Annotated in this window: 20 protein-coding genes and 1 pseudogene; 7 read left to right on the forward strand and 14 right to left on the reverse strand. The window is 39.0% G+C overall.

The window, feature by feature from the left end:
- Positions 1-2: 2 nt before the first annotated feature.
- From ACFINC_RS08010 to ACFINC_RS08020, 3 genes are read right to left on the reverse strand one after another with little or no spacing between them, the layout of a single operon-like run.
- Positions 3-2,057 carry a portal protein gene (locus tag ACFINC_RS08010; RefSeq protein WP_375616854.1) on the reverse strand — a complete coding sequence of 685 codons (2,055 nt, stop codon included), beginning with the start codon at positions 2,055-2,057 and terminating at the stop codon, positions 3-5.
- Positions 2,042-3,367: a PBSX family phage terminase large subunit gene (locus ACFINC_RS08015; protein ID WP_375616855.1), complete on the reverse strand. Its 1,326-nt coding sequence runs from the start codon at positions 3,365-3,367 to the stop codon at positions 2,042-2,044. The genes ACFINC_RS08010 and ACFINC_RS08015 overlap by 16 nt, the downstream gene beginning before the upstream one ends.
- Positions 3,348-3,674, reverse strand: a complete 327-nt coding sequence (locus ACFINC_RS08020; RefSeq protein ID WP_375616856.1) for a hypothetical protein — start codon at positions 3,672-3,674, stop codon at positions 3,348-3,350. Before ACFINC_RS08020 ends, ACFINC_RS08015 begins: the two co-directional genes overlap by 20 nt.
- Before the next feature lie 307 nt (positions 3,675-3,981).
- Between ACFINC_RS08020 and ACFINC_RS08025 the strand changes: the two genes are divergently transcribed.
- Complete coding sequence (locus ACFINC_RS08025; RefSeq protein WP_375610768.1) at positions 3,982-5,367, forward strand: hypothetical protein; 1,386 nt, start codon at positions 3,982-3,984, stop codon at positions 5,365-5,367.
- 64 nt (positions 5,368-5,431) lie between these two features.
- Here ACFINC_RS08025 and ACFINC_RS08030 read toward each other — a convergent pair whose 3' ends face one another.
- From ACFINC_RS08030 to ssb, 5 genes are all read right to left on the reverse strand, one after another.
- Entirely contained in the window at positions 5,432-5,659 is a 228-nt protein-coding gene (locus ACFINC_RS08030) for a DUF6290 family protein (RefSeq protein WP_375607309.1), read from the reverse strand.
- A 210-nt stretch (positions 5,660-5,869) separates the two neighbouring features.
- Complete coding sequence (locus ACFINC_RS08035; protein ID WP_007346765.1) at positions 5,870-6,196, reverse strand: type II toxin-antitoxin system PemK/MazF family toxin; 327 nt, start codon at positions 6,194-6,196, stop codon at positions 5,870-5,872.
- Positions 6,193-6,450, reverse strand: a complete 258-nt coding sequence (locus ACFINC_RS08040; protein ID WP_100131165.1) for an AbrB/MazE/SpoVT family DNA-binding domain-containing protein — start codon at positions 6,448-6,450, stop codon at positions 6,193-6,195. Before ACFINC_RS08040 ends, ACFINC_RS08035 begins: the two co-directional genes overlap by 4 nt.
- Before the next feature lie 52 nt (positions 6,451-6,502).
- A complete protein-coding gene (locus tag ACFINC_RS08045; protein ID WP_375616857.1) occupies positions 6,503-7,003 on the reverse strand; it encodes a hypothetical protein in 501 nt (166 codons plus the stop codon).
- A 52-nt stretch (positions 7,004-7,055) separates the two neighbouring features.
- Positions 7,056-7,499, reverse strand: coding sequence for a single-stranded DNA-binding protein (gene ssb, locus ACFINC_RS08050; protein WP_375616858.1), 444 nt, complete (start codon positions 7,497-7,499; stop codon positions 7,056-7,058).
- Positions 7,500-7,693: 194 nt separating this feature from the next.
- On the opposite strand from ssb, the gene ACFINC_RS08055 reads away from it, so the two are divergent.
- Complete coding sequence (locus ACFINC_RS08055; RefSeq protein ID WP_006925654.1) at positions 7,694-7,993, forward strand: BrnT family toxin; 300 nt, start codon at positions 7,694-7,696, stop codon at positions 7,991-7,993.
- Positions 7,971-8,276 carry a BrnA antitoxin family protein gene (locus ACFINC_RS08060; RefSeq protein ID WP_273756873.1) on the forward strand — a complete coding sequence of 102 codons (306 nt, stop codon included), beginning with the start codon at positions 7,971-7,973 and terminating at the stop codon, positions 8,274-8,276. The genes ACFINC_RS08055 and ACFINC_RS08060 overlap by 23 nt, the downstream gene beginning before the upstream one ends.
- Positions 8,277-8,299: 23 nt before the next feature.
- Here ACFINC_RS08060 and ACFINC_RS08065 read toward each other — a convergent pair whose 3' ends face one another.
- From ACFINC_RS08065 to ACFINC_RS08090, 6 genes are all read right to left on the reverse strand, one after another.
- A complete protein-coding gene (locus tag ACFINC_RS08065; RefSeq protein ID WP_375608737.1) occupies positions 8,300-8,626 on the reverse strand; it encodes a hypothetical protein in 327 nt (108 codons plus the stop codon).
- Positions 8,627-8,809: 183 nt separating this feature from the next.
- Entirely contained in the window at positions 8,810-9,196 is a 387-nt protein-coding gene (locus ACFINC_RS08070) for a hypothetical protein (protein WP_375616859.1), read from the reverse strand.
- Positions 9,180-10,358, reverse strand: coding sequence for a YdaU family protein (locus ACFINC_RS08075; protein WP_375616860.1), 1,179 nt, complete (start codon positions 10,356-10,358; stop codon positions 9,180-9,182). The genes ACFINC_RS08070 and ACFINC_RS08075 overlap by 17 nt, the downstream gene beginning before the upstream one ends.
- Entirely contained in the window at positions 10,351-10,827 is a 477-nt protein-coding gene (locus ACFINC_RS08080; RefSeq protein WP_375616861.1) for a crossover junction endodeoxyribonuclease RuvC, read from the reverse strand. Before ACFINC_RS08080 ends, ACFINC_RS08075 begins: the two co-directional genes overlap by 8 nt.
- A gap of 102 nt (positions 10,828-10,929) precedes the next feature.
- Positions 10,930-11,211 (reverse strand): hypothetical protein, encoded by a 282-nt coding sequence (locus ACFINC_RS08085; protein WP_375616862.1) that lies wholly within the window; start codon positions 11,209-11,211, stop codon positions 10,930-10,932.
- Between the two features lie 84 nt (positions 11,212-11,295).
- Entirely contained in the window at positions 11,296-11,562 is a 267-nt protein-coding gene (locus ACFINC_RS08090) for a helix-turn-helix domain-containing protein (RefSeq protein ID WP_375616863.1), read from the reverse strand.
- 87 nt (positions 11,563-11,649) lie between these two features.
- Here ACFINC_RS08090 and ACFINC_RS08095 point away from each other — a divergent pair, with 87 nt between their 5' ends.
- The 4 genes and pseudogenes from ACFINC_RS08095 to ACFINC_RS08110 form a co-directional block, all read left to right on the forward strand.
- Positions 11,650-12,003 carry a helix-turn-helix domain-containing protein gene (locus ACFINC_RS08095; protein ID WP_375615508.1) on the forward strand — a complete coding sequence of 118 codons (354 nt, stop codon included), beginning with the start codon at positions 11,650-11,652 and terminating at the stop codon, positions 12,001-12,003.
- A gap of 273 nt (positions 12,004-12,276) precedes the next feature.
- Complete coding sequence (locus ACFINC_RS08100) at positions 12,277-12,651, forward strand: hypothetical protein (RefSeq protein WP_375616864.1); 375 nt, start codon at positions 12,277-12,279, stop codon at positions 12,649-12,651.
- A gap of 64 nt (positions 12,652-12,715) precedes the next feature.
- A complete protein-coding gene (locus ACFINC_RS08105) occupies positions 12,716-13,447 on the forward strand; it encodes a Rha family transcriptional regulator (protein WP_375616865.1) in 732 nt (243 codons plus the stop codon).
- 147 nt (positions 13,448-13,594) lie between these two features.
- Positions 13,595-13,845, forward strand: a pseudogene (locus ACFINC_RS08110) (recombinase); the annotation flags it as partial.

Genomic DNA, 13,845 nt, shown 5'->3' on the forward strand with positions numbered 1-13,845 from the left:
CTTCAATGTGTTATTATATTTTTTGTCAAAACTCGATAGTGTTCCAACTGAGCCTGTAAAGCTTTGCGCTCTAGGTCACGCTGCGCTATCTCATTTTTTGCCTGTTGCAACTCAAGCTGCATACGCGCTTGTTCTTGTTTCAAGAAAAGTTCGATATTTTTCTGCTGCAATGCCGTTTGTTTCTGCTGCGCATCAAGTTGATAGAGTGTGCTCTTTGCTTGCGCTTCCTGCTGGAGAGCAGCAATCTTTGCTTGTTGCTCTGGAGTTAATTGCGCCCCTTGGCTTTGTTGCATCATTTGCTGTTGTTGTTGTTCTTGTTGCGCCTGCTGTGCTTTTGCCGTTAAATTTGCTACCAATGTTGCCGGTAGTGGCGAAAGCTTTAAAAGATCTGGAATCATCTCCGGTGTTAAGAAACCACCAAGTAACGGCAACATCTGCGTAATTGCCGCAAAAGTTTTCTCTTTTTCATTGGGGCTTGTCGGTGAATCATCAACAATAATGTCGTATTCAAGCGTTGTGACAGCTTCACGAGTTAATGGAACATACTGCGCATTTTCTGGTCCAGAAATCCGAACCAAACGCCCATCAGAGAGATAATTCTGAATCAGATAAAGGATAATCTTTCCCTGCCTACACCGATAAAGCTTGAGATTGTCAAACAGCCCCGCAAGCAAATTAAGCGTTGATTGCCGGCGTGTATTTTCCAGTACATTCGCTTGATTAACCTCTCTTGTGCCTATAAACTCTGCCGATAATCCTGTTACGTGCGTTATCGCTTCACGCGATTCATTAAACAGCTGAAAGAAACCATTAGGGAATTGCGCACTTGGCTTTGGTTGGATTTTTCCTCTTGTAAGCGCCCCGTTTTTCACCCACGTAATCGTATCGGTTCGTGTCCAATTTTCTAATGCTTGGCGCTCATCATCAAAAGCTCCTCGTTCTGCCATCAAACCACCTTTGGCTTGACTGTTTAAAATATACATGACTTGGCTAAAATATTTGTTCGACCATTTTTGCGGATCTTTTGCGGGGCGAACAATCCCGTAAAACTGGTTTTTAAGCTTATCCAGCGTGCCTGTGATACATTCCCAGCCAAGCTGTCCATCTGGTGCTAAGGGTTTATCAGGCTTTGCTAAAAGACGCCGCCCCAGAAAAGCGCGCTTGACCACCTTTTTATTAAAACACACCCCTTGAAGTTGTGGTGCTACCCTTTGAAGCTGTTCAAACTCTCGTTTGCTATAACTGCGCATTTGTCCTGTTTGAAGATCAGGTGCCTTGAAATAAGCTTCATATTCAAACCAACGGCATTCAACCAGCGTAACATAGCGTTTCCCAGAACACGGCTCTGAGAGAGAAGTCGCATTGGAGTCATCATGATACGCATCAAGTGAGACATGATACTCCTCAGAAGCGGTTGTACTATCGATAGCCCAATCGGCGTTAAGATCTTCAACTTCTACATCAGGAAAAAGACTTTTCGCATCCTCAACAGATTTGCGATCAACATACCACATACGCTGTGCATCAATGAGATTGGGTCTTACAGCATTAGCATCCCAAACCATTTTCAACGGATCTAAACGCTGGACAGCAGGAGTTCCTTCAGGATCTGTTTCATAATCAAGCCGTGTATCTGTCCAGCCCATGCCGCAGATGACCATATCTTGAAAAGCATCGGAATCGGCATATTCCGCCTCTGCTTCATCACGAAACCATTCTGCTGCTCCGGTGAGCAATTCATTGGATATTGCTGCTCCTACTTGCCTTGGTTGAAACTGCACTTCACGCTTGTTATTACGCTCTGCCCCAACAATTGCGTTGACCAGTGGTGCAATACGGTTAAAGGTCATAACGGGGCGGCGTTGTGCCTTCAAAACCGCAAGATCTTCCTCTGCCCATTGACGACCATTATAAAAATCAAAATCTTCACGCGCTTGTTCACGCCATTCATTGACGTGTTCGACATCTTCCTTATACCAAGATTTCAAGCGCCTATAGAGTTCATCTTCATCAAAATCTGCCGTTTTTTTAGAGTTATGACTTAGAATGCCATCCATGATGTCGCTTCTCTTTCCATAGTGCGATAACGTTCTTGTTGCGGTTTAATGCGTGGTGCTTCATATACAATGCACATCAATCCAAAGGCATCTGCCCCATGACTGGACCAATCATGCTCGGCGCCTAAACCAATACCCCGCTTCTCATCCCATTTCTCGTGATACCAATTGAGTGCCTTGCGCCCTGCTACGGTCGTCTCTTCATTAAACCAAACTGAAGGCAAAATCCGTCGCACCGCCTCTATCCGCATTTTGACAGCACCCGCCCCTTGATTAGGAATGACTTGCGTTTCAAAACCCGCATCATTTAAAGCACTCTCAAAACTCACATTATGTACACGGTCTCTTGTTGCACCATCATGGGGGAGAACCATCAATGCCTTCTCATAGCCATTGTGACGTAACCAGCCTATGTGCTCTGATAACGGTTGTCCTTGCGCTTCGTAATAATCAAGCACTCTGATCTCTCTGCCAACAAATTGCGCTATCCAGATTGCTGTGGCATCTGCCTTAGCACCTGTGCCCCCAATATCCCAAAAGGCGCGTATCTGCATTAAAGGATCACGCGCAACACGCCCTATCCGTCCCTCTTGCTCGGCTGCCAACATTTCCCTCTGATAATAAGCGCCTTGAACCGCTGTAAGATACGCCCCCTCCCAGATATGCTTATAAGTTTCTGGACGGTTTCTCAGATCATCAAGCCGCGCTTCATTTAAGATCTTAGGAAACTTCGGATTGTCTGACCAGTTGATCTCTACACGCTTGATTGCCGCATTATCTGAAAAGCGAAATCGCCTTTCAACCGGTGCATTATCTCGCAACGGGTTCCATGTCACCCATAACTCTGCTCTCCACCCCTCGCCTTCTTCACGCAACGTTGGAATAAGTGTCTGCCAAGCTGTCTCTGTCACGGGCTCTGCCTCATCAACCCAACAAAGCAAAATGCGTCCCATCGATTTGATACTGGCTATATTGCGGTCCAGACCAGAAAACTGAAAAGCTATACGACCATCATTTGACTTAATCGAAGCCTCTCCAACCTTGTAATAGTCCCTTAAAAAATCATGGGCTTCAATGGCGCGCTTAATCTCCTCCAATGAACTCTCTGCTAGCGAATTTTGAAACTGACGTGCACAAAGAATAGTCCCCAATATCCCTCCCATACCAAATTGATAGCCTTTTAAAGCCGCCATCAAGGCAAATGATCTTGTCTTTCCAGAGCCTCGCCCACCCCAAGCCGCGCGTACCAAAGCGTCTCCTGTAAAAATAGGAATGAGTTTTGGTACAATCTTAATCTGTCTCGTTGTCATAAACCAAAGGGGCTATTTCCACGCGCCCTATCATTTTAATCGCCCCGCCATCCTCGCCTGTCACTTGAAGAGGCAAAATCTTCCCCAATAATGCCAAATAAGCAGCGGGGCATTTGATTGCTTGCTTTTCCAGATAAGAGATCAAGCCCTCTTTACCATATTTCTTGCCTGCTCGTTCAGCAGCTTCAATGACCGACTCTTTTAAAAGGCTCGTTGTTTTATTGGGAACGCCTTTTATTCGCCCTTTTCCAGCATTGGGTGGCATTTTTTTGGATTGTGGAGCCTGCTTTGTATTTTCTGCTGTCATAAAATACTTTCTCCAAATAACAAAAAACCCCGCAAAACGCAGGGCTCTAAATCATCATGTCAATTTAATAAAAGAAGTTAATGAGGAATTCTCTGCTGTAATTTTGGACGCAATTCGACCAGTACAGCAGTGCCATAAAACACTATTTTTCATATCCTGTCAACAAAAAAATCACGATATTGTGTATTTTTTATTTTTTCACCTAAATCTAGTGTCTTTAACAACCAACCACTCACAATTGTGTCTTCTAAACGAATCAATTATATGGAAGCACTAAATTATTGATTAGCAAAAAGTGGGGGGAATAATGGAAATAATTATAGTCATAGGAGGAATATTAATAGCAGCAAATATGATCTACCACATTTCGAAGGTAGGAGAGAAAGGTTGGAATGTAGGATTCGAAAATACGATTTTATTAATCATAATAATCGATGTGTTTTTATATTTTGAATTCTCAGTGAACATATTACTAATAATAGCAACTTTACTGTCTTTTAGGAGCTATTTAAGAATAAATGACTATGAAGAACAATTCGAGTTACTTCAGGAACAGAAAAATCGAGAAATAGAAATATACAAAGAACAAATTACGAAATGGGATAGAAGTCTTTTAAAGAAGGCTCAAAAAATATCGCAAAAATGGATTAAGCAATGGAATAAAGAAATTAGACAGTGGGAAAAGGATATACTAAGAATAAAAGATCCCATAATGATAGGTGAAGCTTATGAACATCACCATCCCATCATAAAAGATATCTGTACTCAAGGATATAAAGAAATACCGTTTCTCTATAAGAAAGCTTTGGAAACAGAACCTTCTGCTGAGCATTGCGAAAAAATCAATGTATTCAAGAAACACATAGCTTTTAAGAAAAGCTATCTAAAAACAATGCGACTCATGAAAAAAAACGGGATAGTTGTTGAAAAAATCGTAGATCCCCTTACAGAGAAAACATGTCATAAATCTACAATGTTTTTGTTGCATTGGTGGTTATATGTGGTTGATGATATGATCATAGCCGAGTACGAAAAACAAGCGTTACATGGGTTTTATAAAAATGATAAATCGCTTGACATCTACTGGGATGAAATGTCTAAAAATACAGAATACGAAGAGATAGAAGAAATACTGAAATCATGGCATTTGCCTATTAAGTATGAATGCCTAGTAGAGATAAAAAAATGTTTACTGACATTGTTGTATGACATTTCGGATGACTATAGAATAGCAAGAGAAATTTTTATTCATTATAAGCGTCTTCTTGAAACTGTTACAGAAGGATATATTTCTTTAGATGAAGACCGTTATACCGAAGAGGTAAAATGGAAGGTAAATGAGTGTAAAGAGAAAGATAAAGAACTCATAAATGAAAAAGATAATTATAATCTATACATTTCTGAAAATATTCCAACATTTGAGAAAACTTACAAATTAGGAACAATAGAACAAATTAAATCAGCAAGTAAAAAATGCTATAATAGATTTATCTATTGGGATATGCTCGTAAATATAATAAATTCAAGAGAGAAACTACAAATTATCTTCGGTGAAGAAAAGGTGAATGCACTGAAAAAAGCTATAAAGGAAGAATACAAACAATTTCATATCGAAAAGCAGGAGGCAATTTTCGAAAATAAAGATTTTCATTACAACAAATCCTACGAGCATTTGGTAGAATATTTGTTATAAACCAATACGATTATGCGCTTTTGTGAAAAATATTTGTCCAGACTTTGCTTCAGTTTTCTAACACCTAATCGTCCAAGCCAAGCTCTTTCCTCACCTCTTCAGAGCTATAAAAAGTACCCTCTCCCCTTCGAACACGCTCTCTTACTTGTGAGGCTAAATAATAATCCTCTGCTTCCTCTATTCCACGTTCAATAATCTCGCGTAAATAAAAAGACTTTGTACGTCCTGTCTTAGCAGCTAAATTATTCAAACGTGTTTCGAGATCACTTGACAACCGAATAGATATCGTCATAACGCAATCCTCATCTTTGTATTCATTGTAATACAAATACAACGAATTGCACAGAAAAACATTTCACGTCAAAGCGAAAGAAACAACATAAAACATCTACCATTTAGTTTTTTGTCAAAATATTTCTGTAGAGCATTCAGAACAATCCGTAATGAACTTACAAGATGTGGTAATATCTTATCTGGAAGACTGGATTCTACATATAATTGATCAACTAAAGATCGTGACAACCTTCGCTAATACTTCATTCATAATAGCTGTTGGCAAACTTTCTACTTTACGCCCATTGCGCACCACCAAATCGAGAACACGAGGCTGATCGCAACGAATAACACCCCTCGTTCTTGTACCCGTAAGCGGCACTGCAAATCCAATACGGCGAACAAAATTTCCACCGCTTGTGATCGGCAAAATAACTGGTAAACCTGTTGCTTGATTAAAATCATCAGGAGAAACAATGACGACAGGACGGTACCCACGCTGCTCTCGTCCTTGGATTGGTTCCAAATCTACCATATAGATATCACCACGCCTCATATAAGCTCGCCCCCTACAGCAGAGGAATCAACCCACTCACGGTCTTCAGGTGATTGTGGTTGCGAATAATCGGAGGCAGCTAATAACTCAGCCATCGTGTATCGCGGCTGGACTGATGGTCCCACGACAAGACGGCCATTATCAATAGCCAAACCAACTTCGGTATTTTCAGTCAAGTGAAGAACATCAAGCAATGCAGGTGGGATGGAGAGCATCACTGATCCCCCAACTTTACGTAATTTTGTTGTGTGCATAAAACGCTCCCTTCAGTATTATATAAAAATATAACACTCTAAAGCCTACTATTCAATAGTCTTTTTTGCGCTTTTGCGTAAAATGTCTATGAAGCGCATTCAGAGCAATCTGCAATGAATTTATAAGATATGGCAACGTTTGATCTTCACTAACAAGATATTGTAGAGCCGCATAAAGATTATACTGTTTATAGAGGCATTGTGTTTCTTTGATTACCTCTTGCATATTAGAAAACTGTTCTGTTGCAAATTCAACCCATTTTTCTCTTGCTTTGTCATCAGAAGATGATGGTATTTCATCATAAACAGCGCTTGGTAAACCTTTTGCACACAAATAGTCATTTTTCACTTCAAGATATTTTTGCGCAGCATCATACTGGTCTTGAGTAAGCACACCTTGCAAACAAAGCCGCCCAACATAAGTACCAGCAAGCGGATTTTTAGCCTCTTCAATCGTCAAACCAAAGCGTTTAGCACGCATTTCAATTGCCAATTGATTAACAGGATCTTGACGTACTTTCACTTGTGAAATGTAAGCATCTTTCTTTTTCATACATCCCCTAATCTGTGGGAGCCCACATGTTTCTCTTTGCTCTATTTTTTAATCAAAATGGCATGCTATCATTAAGAGATGCGCTATAATCTTTAGCACCTGAAGCGATAGCATAATTTTGAGAAGTAACGGAAGAAGGGGTAGACTGCTCTTTCTTTGCATCAAGCAAATACAACTCGCCTTTGAATTGCGGTAAAACAATCTCTGTTGTGTAACGGTCAATACCATTTTTATCTTGCCATTTGCGTGTTTGTAATTTTCCTTCTACGTAAACTTTTGAACCTTTGTTGAGATATTGAAGTGCAATTTTTGCCAAATGTGGATTAAAAACCACAACTGAATGCCATTCTGTTTTTTCTACTTTTTGATTGTTTTTTTTATCTGTATAGCTCTCAGAAGTCGCTATACTAAAATTGACTACTTCTGTTCCAGAATTCATTGTTTTGCTTTCGGGATCAGCACCTAAACGCCCGATTAACGTCACTTTATTTAGCATGTTTTTTCTTACCTTAAACTTGTACTTTAATACATAGAAAATCTTAGCATGATTTGCTTATTTTTTCAATTATTTCAAAATGATATTATTGTTTTTTAACATATAAAATTATATTTAATATGCAAAAAAACATAAATACTTCAGTGTTCATTTAAAACTCTTGAAATACATACATAAATGTATTAACATAAGATATGAAAATAAGATTTGAATGGGATGAAACTAAAGCAAAAAGTAATCTTAGAAAGCACCGTGTCAGTTTTGAAATTGCTGCTCGTGTTTTTGCAGACCCGTTCGCCATGGTTAAACAAGACCGTATTGAAAACGGAGAATATCGTTGGCAAACTTTGGGTCTTGTGGATGGTTTTTTACTGCTGCTCGTGGCGCATACTGTCCATGATGATAAAGATGGTATAGAAGTAATCCGTATTATTTCAGCGCGGCGAGCTAACTCGAAAGAAAGGAAACGTTATGAAGAAGAAAGTTCTTTATGAAATTGATGTAGGTAACTTATCACCTTTGACAGATAAACAGAGAGTTGAAGTTGATAAGCTGGCTGCAATGCCGGACAGTGCAATTGATCATAGTGATATTCCGTCACTCAATGATGCATTCTGGAAAAACGCCGTTCGCAATCCATTCTATAAACCAACCAAAACTGTCACAACAGTACGTGTGGATTCAGACGTTCTAGCGTGGCTTAAAAGTCAAGGGAAAGGATATCAAACACGGATTAACGCAATTTTACGTGACGCCATGCTTCGTTCAATGCGTTGATCTCTTTCCTGCTACAAAGAGTATCAAACTGCTTTCGATAATTTTTTGATCTCTTTATTGATCTCATCTATAAGAGGTTCGTAATTGAGAACGCTTTTCGGAATAGCACCACCATAAACCCATGCTTTTACTTGCGCTTTGGTACTAAAATCTGCCTTTTCTGGTACGGTGTAATACTGACCACCGTCAAACTTTTCACACTCTCTTGTACCGTCTTCATATTCGTAGAGGTTGTAAAAATACTCCTCTGCTCCATCTCCCCAAGGAACATACCCAACAGCCGTTGCAACCCACTTTTTTTGCATAGGCTGTTTATGATTTGTTAAGAACAGTTGTTTTAAAATTTCCATGTTTTTAGTCCATAATTTTACCAATAGGTTAATTTACCTTAAATTTGACCGTACAGAGCGTTTTATATTACAGATGTGGTTTTTCATCATAAAATCTTTAAATCGCTCTGTACGGTACCTTTTTGACGATTTAAACGCATATCTAATCACAAAACCATCAGCACTTTTCACTAGTTTGCTGTTTTAGGCTGCTTTGGAACTGCCACTGTCATGACACACCTCACTAGGCTTGCCTATTCTCATGAACGAAATGCGCTTCCCCCCTAAAGCTAGGTTACGCGTATTTTCAACAGCGATAAAAACCTTCTCAGCAGCCCCATAAAGCCTGCTTTCTAAAGCGTTGCAATACCGTGCCAGATCAGCACAAGAGGGGACAAAGGTTGTTGATAGACCTTTGGCTTCTCCACGGATCAGATTTTTAACAGCTTGCAACAAAGACCAGAGTGAGATGCCGTTAAGAGCCGCGATATAAGCCTTTGCACGTGCTTCTGGATTTGAAACTTTTTGCATTGTCAAACCGCCTTCAAGCACATCAAGAGCCTCTGCAATATCTTCAACAGACGCTTTCAAGGAAAGTAAGTTTTGAACTGTCTGATAAGCTTCTAAAGCTTGTTCCTCTAGGGCTGGTGTCAATTCCATGCCACTGATCAAGGTCCAAGGATAATCCCTTGTTACGCATTGCGCCATCTGATCTGCACTGTTTTGAAGCGGATTCACTAAATCCTGCTCTACGGATAAGGTTACGGATTGTTTCTCCGGTACCACCACAAGTTTTTTGTTCTTTTGAAAAATTTCCATTGCTTCCACCACTGTTGTTTGTGTTTTTTGTTTTTTCTAAATCATCAACCGCTTTGCGCACCCAGTTACGCCATGTTGCTTGCCAATCGATTTTGGTTGCATTGGCTCCGGCTTTTGAACGCCAGTAATCTCGAAACTTCGCGATTTCGACTTTCACACGCTCTGGAGGCAAGCCCTCTGCAATGGCAAAATCGTAATCGGGTTCAAAGTCTTCAGGCAATCGACAGCCTCGATTAGCTTTTGACCGCTTAGCTTTTTTCGGAATGCTTGTCTGCTCGTGAATGGGAGGTTGGTTATCTGCTATCGTTTCGTTTTGCTCTGATTGGCTCTCAACAGCATCAACCTCGATTGGCTCTTGAACCAAATCAGTGATTTCTAAATTTTCAAAATCAATTTCTTTTTTTGATAAAACGATAGTTTTATTTTTTTTATATATATTATTCTTATTCTGGTTCTTTATAGCTAGATTTTGCTTATCTTTTGCTTCAGCAAAAAAATCATTTTGCTTGTCGTTTGCTTCAGCAAAAAAAACGTTTTGCTTGTCATTTGCTTCAGCAAAATTATTAACATGTTGTTTTATATTGTTTTTTGCTTGTGCACCTTTTTTACCAGCTTCACTACGAACTTGTGATATATGCTCTTTTTTATCAGCAAAATCGTTTAGCTCTTCTTCAACGCGCGCATTCCACAACCCACCATCTATCTCAATAACTTTATCATTCCTCATGAGATATTCGACGATAGTTGCGAATTTTTTTCGTGAACAATTGCAAGCGCGTGAAAGCGTTTCAAAATCTTCTTTAATTGGTGCTTTCTTATCGTACATGCGTACAATAAGCGTTATATAAACGCCCCGTTGTTCCAACGTCATCCCATCTGTACCACTTATCCAGTCATACAAATGAAATCTTACCCATGGCATTGCATTAGACATGCGCACCCCCTTCTTTCATTAAATATAAAATTGCCAAAGCATCTGCTTCATTATCATCACAAGGCGCGTGACCTTTTGCATGCATTGCCTTAATCATTTCTGCTTTTGAGGCATTTCCTTTTCCTGTCATTGCTTTCTTAATGGTACCAACGGGAATGCCTTCATACGGTATCTGATGATGTTCACACCACGCCGTTAATGTTGCTAGAAAGCCCCCATAAACATGAGAAGCGTCTGTACCCACATGCCGGCGTACCTCTTCAAAATACACCGCATCAATTTCATCAACAGACCTCTTTAATTCAGTAAGCCATTTCTTAAAGCGCAAGTAACGCATGCCACCGCCTTCAAAACGGCGTGATTGAAAATGTTCTGTATCACTTGTGATAAAACCATCTGCATCACGAAGCGCCCAGCCTGTCTTAGTACCTAGATCAAGACAAAGAATGGTTTGTGCATTAGTGATCATAATCCCCCCTGCTGTTGCGTATTTATATGTGTGCTATGACAGAGCGCGTAATCATAAGTTTTAAAAAACGAACTCACTCAATTCAGACACACACAGCATGCCTCATCTGGCTGCACTAACTAAATGTGTAGATCGATTGTATTTCTGTAAACTATCTATGAAACGTTTTTTGAAACCATATGCGTTACTATATGCCTTTATGGACAATGAAGGTCCTAAAGCACTTTTAGCTATTAAATTATCATTTTCATCAAGAGAAAAATCCCAATCAGAATCGCTAAAAACAATTGTGCTGCCATCTGGAAAATGCATTTCTTTTGTAAAATCTTCTAAAATGTAAAAAGTATAATATGAACTTTGCAACACCTTTGTAGAGCTTTGCATTTTTTTTATGAGAGACATAAAAACAAAAAATCGTGATTACATTGACTATAAAAAACACAATCATCGCTGCCAAACTGTCCATTTTTATTTTCTTTCTTCATATTGAGATTGCAACATTTCATTTTGTTCACATGGCTTCATGCAAACAGTGGAACCCTTGACAAAAGCAGGCGTTGGAGGAGATTGTTCATTCCATAACGCTTCGAGAAGATATGCAACGGCTCCTCTTGAAGGAACACCATATTTTTCCCAACGCCATACTGTTGACTTGTTGACGCCTAACCGTTCTGCCATTTCTTTCAGAGTTAAATTCAGATTTTTACGTAACTGTTTTACTGCTATTTTTCCCATAAAAAATAATATGCATTATGAGTACTTAAAAGTCAAGTCGAAATGCATACCAATTATATGCAATATGAATATATTAAGGAGATAAAAATGCTTAGTAACACGATAGACCAATCTGCTAGATTAATAAAAGCGCGTTTAGCGCGTGGTTTTAGAAGTGCTAAAGAAGCAGCTAGATATTTTGGCTGGAACTACTCTAGCTATATACAGCACGAACAAGGATTAAGAGGAATATCGCGGGCATCTGCGAAATATGCAAAAGCATTTAGAATTAGTGAAGGATGGTTATTAACTGGAGAGGGAGAAGGCCCCTCCTTTCCAATTCCTGCGACAAAAAAAACTGTTGATGAGCAAATTATTAATCTACTGCAAAAAACAACTCAACCAGATAAAGAAACAATTCTTCACCTTTTAAATCGCCTGCATGCAGAAGAAAAAAAATAAAAGCTTTTTTTCTTTCATTACTAAATGTAGAAACCAGATGCATTATTTTGTTATCTAGTTCTATATCACTTTTTATTATTTTCATAACCATTCACCTTCCCCTTTCATGAGAATCGTCATTTAGAAAAAATCTTCTTACAAGATTTTTATACCGTTAAAAATAAAATACACATAACGCATATTTTATTGTTGACAAGTATGCATTATGCGTATTATATATATTCCATAAACCACGCACAAACAATCGCCAAGAGGTGTTAGGGAGGAGAAATTATGGATAAGCCAATTCTTATTAATTCCAATGAAATTTTATTAGTTGCCTACGATAAAGATCAACATATTGCAGAGTCTGGACCACTTGATGCAAGCCAAATTCTAAGCATTGTTGATGAGGTAGATGATGCAATCCAAATCTTTCGCATCAATCCTTCTGAAAAAAGTTGCGAAGACATTTCTGAAGAAATTGCAGACGCATATGTCGAAGCAAATATTGAACATCTCCATGAGGATAGTGAGGTTCATTACTTTGTACGTGAAAGTGATGCTTACAATGAACTTTTAGACGAGATCGCAGACGACAAATATAATGATGAGGTCTACGGGACCTATGAAGAGCAAAATAAATTACGTCTTTGTGATGTGCTTTAAATTCTGAGGGCGCATTTAAAAGCGCCCCCTTTCATTCATCAATCCCATCAATATGAGGTTCGTAATGGAAAAGCCTATTGCTATCCCACAAAATACAAACAAACACGAAACAATTCCAACCATGTCTAGTCGTGAAATTGCAGAATTGTGCAGTAAAAGACATGACCATGTTATGCGTGATATCAAGAAAATGCTTGAAGAACTTAACGCCCCCAAATTTGGGGTGGTTGATTTTAGTGGTTATTATCTTGATAGCAAAGGTGAAAGCCGCCCTTGTTATAATCTCCCCAAACGTGAATGCCTCATTTTAGTTTCTGGTTACAGCACTGCCTTACGAGCAAAAATAATTGATCGTTGGCAAGAATTGGAAAAGCAAGCAGTAACACCACAAATCGACTATTCAAGTCCAAAGGCTATGATTGGCTTTTTGAATTACCTACAAGGTCAAATAGATCAAAAAGACACCATCATTGAAGATTTAACACCAAAAGCCATGGCTCTTGAAAGCTTACAACGTCATGACGGACTGTTTAGTCTTACAGAAACCGCTAAAATACTTGAGATGCAACCAAAACAATTCATTCTCTTCTTACAGCAAAAAGGTTGGGTTTACAGACGAGCAGTAGGTGGAAATTTGCTACCGTATCAAGACAAAATCCAAAAGAAACTTATGGATTGTCCAACTATCACACTTCAAACCGCAAATGGAATAGAAAAGGTCATTCCTTGCGCAAAAATCACCACAAAAGGTATGGGGCTGCTGTCTCAAGAGCTTAAAAGACAAAGCATGCATTAAGAGGCTATTGTTATGAATAAAAAATACGAATTAACTGATGAAATTCTATAACCTCAAGAGATAGGCTTCTAACAACCAAACAACCATTTTTAACACATGCGTGATTCACGCCACGGGGGAATTGCGTCTTCAATGGAGGAAAGAAAAATGAATGAACAAAACACGAACTTAACAGAAGTAAACAAAACAAACGATTGTGAAGTTAAACCTACAGCTATGGAACTTATTTTAGAAAGAGCTCTAGAAAATGATGTTGATCTGGACCGTCTCAAGAGCCTTCTCGAATTGCGAGAAAAGGAGATAGAACGACAAGAGCGCCAAAACTTTGTCCGTGATCTTTCTACTATACAAGTGGAATATAAAAATATCGAACAAAATGCCATTAATACACATACTAA

Source organism: Bartonella sp. AP58NXGY, assembly GCF_042195785.1.
In the GTDB taxonomy this organism is placed as follows: Bacteria; Pseudomonadota; Alphaproteobacteria; order Rhizobiales; family Rhizobiaceae; genus Bartonella.

What these genes read in the sequence shown, in the direction of transcription:
- ACFINC_RS08080 (WP_375616861.1), bottom strand. Translation starts at nt 10,827, where the DNA reads ATGATCACTAATGCACAAACCATTCTTTGTCTTGATCTAGGTACTAAG.
- ACFINC_RS08085 (WP_375616862.1), bottom strand. Translation starts at nt 11,211, where the DNA reads ATGCAAAGCTCTACAAAGGTGTTGCAAAGTTCATATTATACTTTTTAC.
- ACFINC_RS08090 (WP_375616863.1), bottom strand. Translation starts at nt 11,562, where the DNA reads ATGGGAAAAATAGCAGTAAAACAGTTACGTAAAAATCTGAATTTAACT.
- ACFINC_RS08055 (WP_006925654.1), top strand. Translation starts at nt 7,694, where the DNA reads ATGAAAATAAGATTTGAATGGGATGAAACTAAAGCAAAAAGTAATCTT.
- ACFINC_RS08025 (WP_375610768.1), top strand. Translation starts at nt 3,982, where the DNA reads ATGGAAATAATTATAGTCATAGGAGGAATATTAATAGCAGCAAATATG.
- ACFINC_RS08065 (WP_375608737.1), bottom strand. Translation starts at nt 8,626, where the DNA reads ATGGAAATTTTAAAACAACTGTTCTTAACAAATCATAAACAGCCTATG.
- ACFINC_RS08045 (WP_375616857.1), bottom strand. Translation starts at nt 7,003, where the DNA reads ATGAAAAAGAAAGATGCTTACATTTCACAAGTGAAAGTACGTCAAGAT.
- ACFINC_RS08020 (WP_375616856.1), bottom strand. Translation starts at nt 3,674, where the DNA reads ATGACAGCAGAAAATACAAAGCAGGCTCCACAATCCAAAAAAATGCCA.
- ACFINC_RS08030 (WP_375607309.1), bottom strand. Translation starts at nt 5,659, where the DNA reads ATGACGATATCTATTCGGTTGTCAAGTGATCTCGAAACACGTTTGAAT.
- ssb (WP_375616858.1), bottom strand. Translation starts at nt 7,499, where the DNA reads ATGCTAAATAAAGTGACGTTAATCGGGCGTTTAGGTGCTGATCCCGAA.
- ACFINC_RS08075 (WP_375616860.1), bottom strand. Translation starts at nt 10,358, where the DNA reads ATGTCTAATGCAATGCCATGGGTAAGATTTCATTTGTATGACTGGATA.
- ACFINC_RS08105 (WP_375616865.1), top strand. Translation starts at nt 12,716, where the DNA reads ATGGAAAAGCCTATTGCTATCCCACAAAATACAAACAAACACGAAACA.
- ACFINC_RS08015 (WP_375616855.1), bottom strand. Translation starts at nt 3,367, where the DNA reads ATGACAACGAGACAGATTAAGATTGTACCAAAACTCATTCCTATTTTT.
- ACFINC_RS08095 (WP_375615508.1), top strand. Translation starts at nt 11,650, where the DNA reads ATGCTTAGTAACACGATAGACCAATCTGCTAGATTAATAAAAGCGCGT.
- ACFINC_RS08060 (WP_273756873.1), top strand. Translation starts at nt 7,971, where the DNA reads ATGAAGAAGAAAGTTCTTTATGAAATTGATGTAGGTAACTTATCACCT.
- ACFINC_RS08035 (WP_007346765.1), bottom strand. Translation starts at nt 6,196, where the DNA reads ATGAGGCGTGGTGATATCTATATGGTAGATTTGGAACCAATCCAAGGA.
- ACFINC_RS08100 (WP_375616864.1), top strand. Translation starts at nt 12,277, where the DNA reads ATGGATAAGCCAATTCTTATTAATTCCAATGAAATTTTATTAGTTGCC.
- ACFINC_RS08010 (WP_375616854.1), bottom strand. Translation starts at nt 2,057, where the DNA reads ATGGATGGCATTCTAAGTCATAACTCTAAAAAAACGGCAGATTTTGAT.
- ACFINC_RS08040 (WP_100131165.1), bottom strand. Translation starts at nt 6,450, where the DNA reads ATGCACACAACAAAATTACGTAAAGTTGGGGGATCAGTGATGCTCTCC.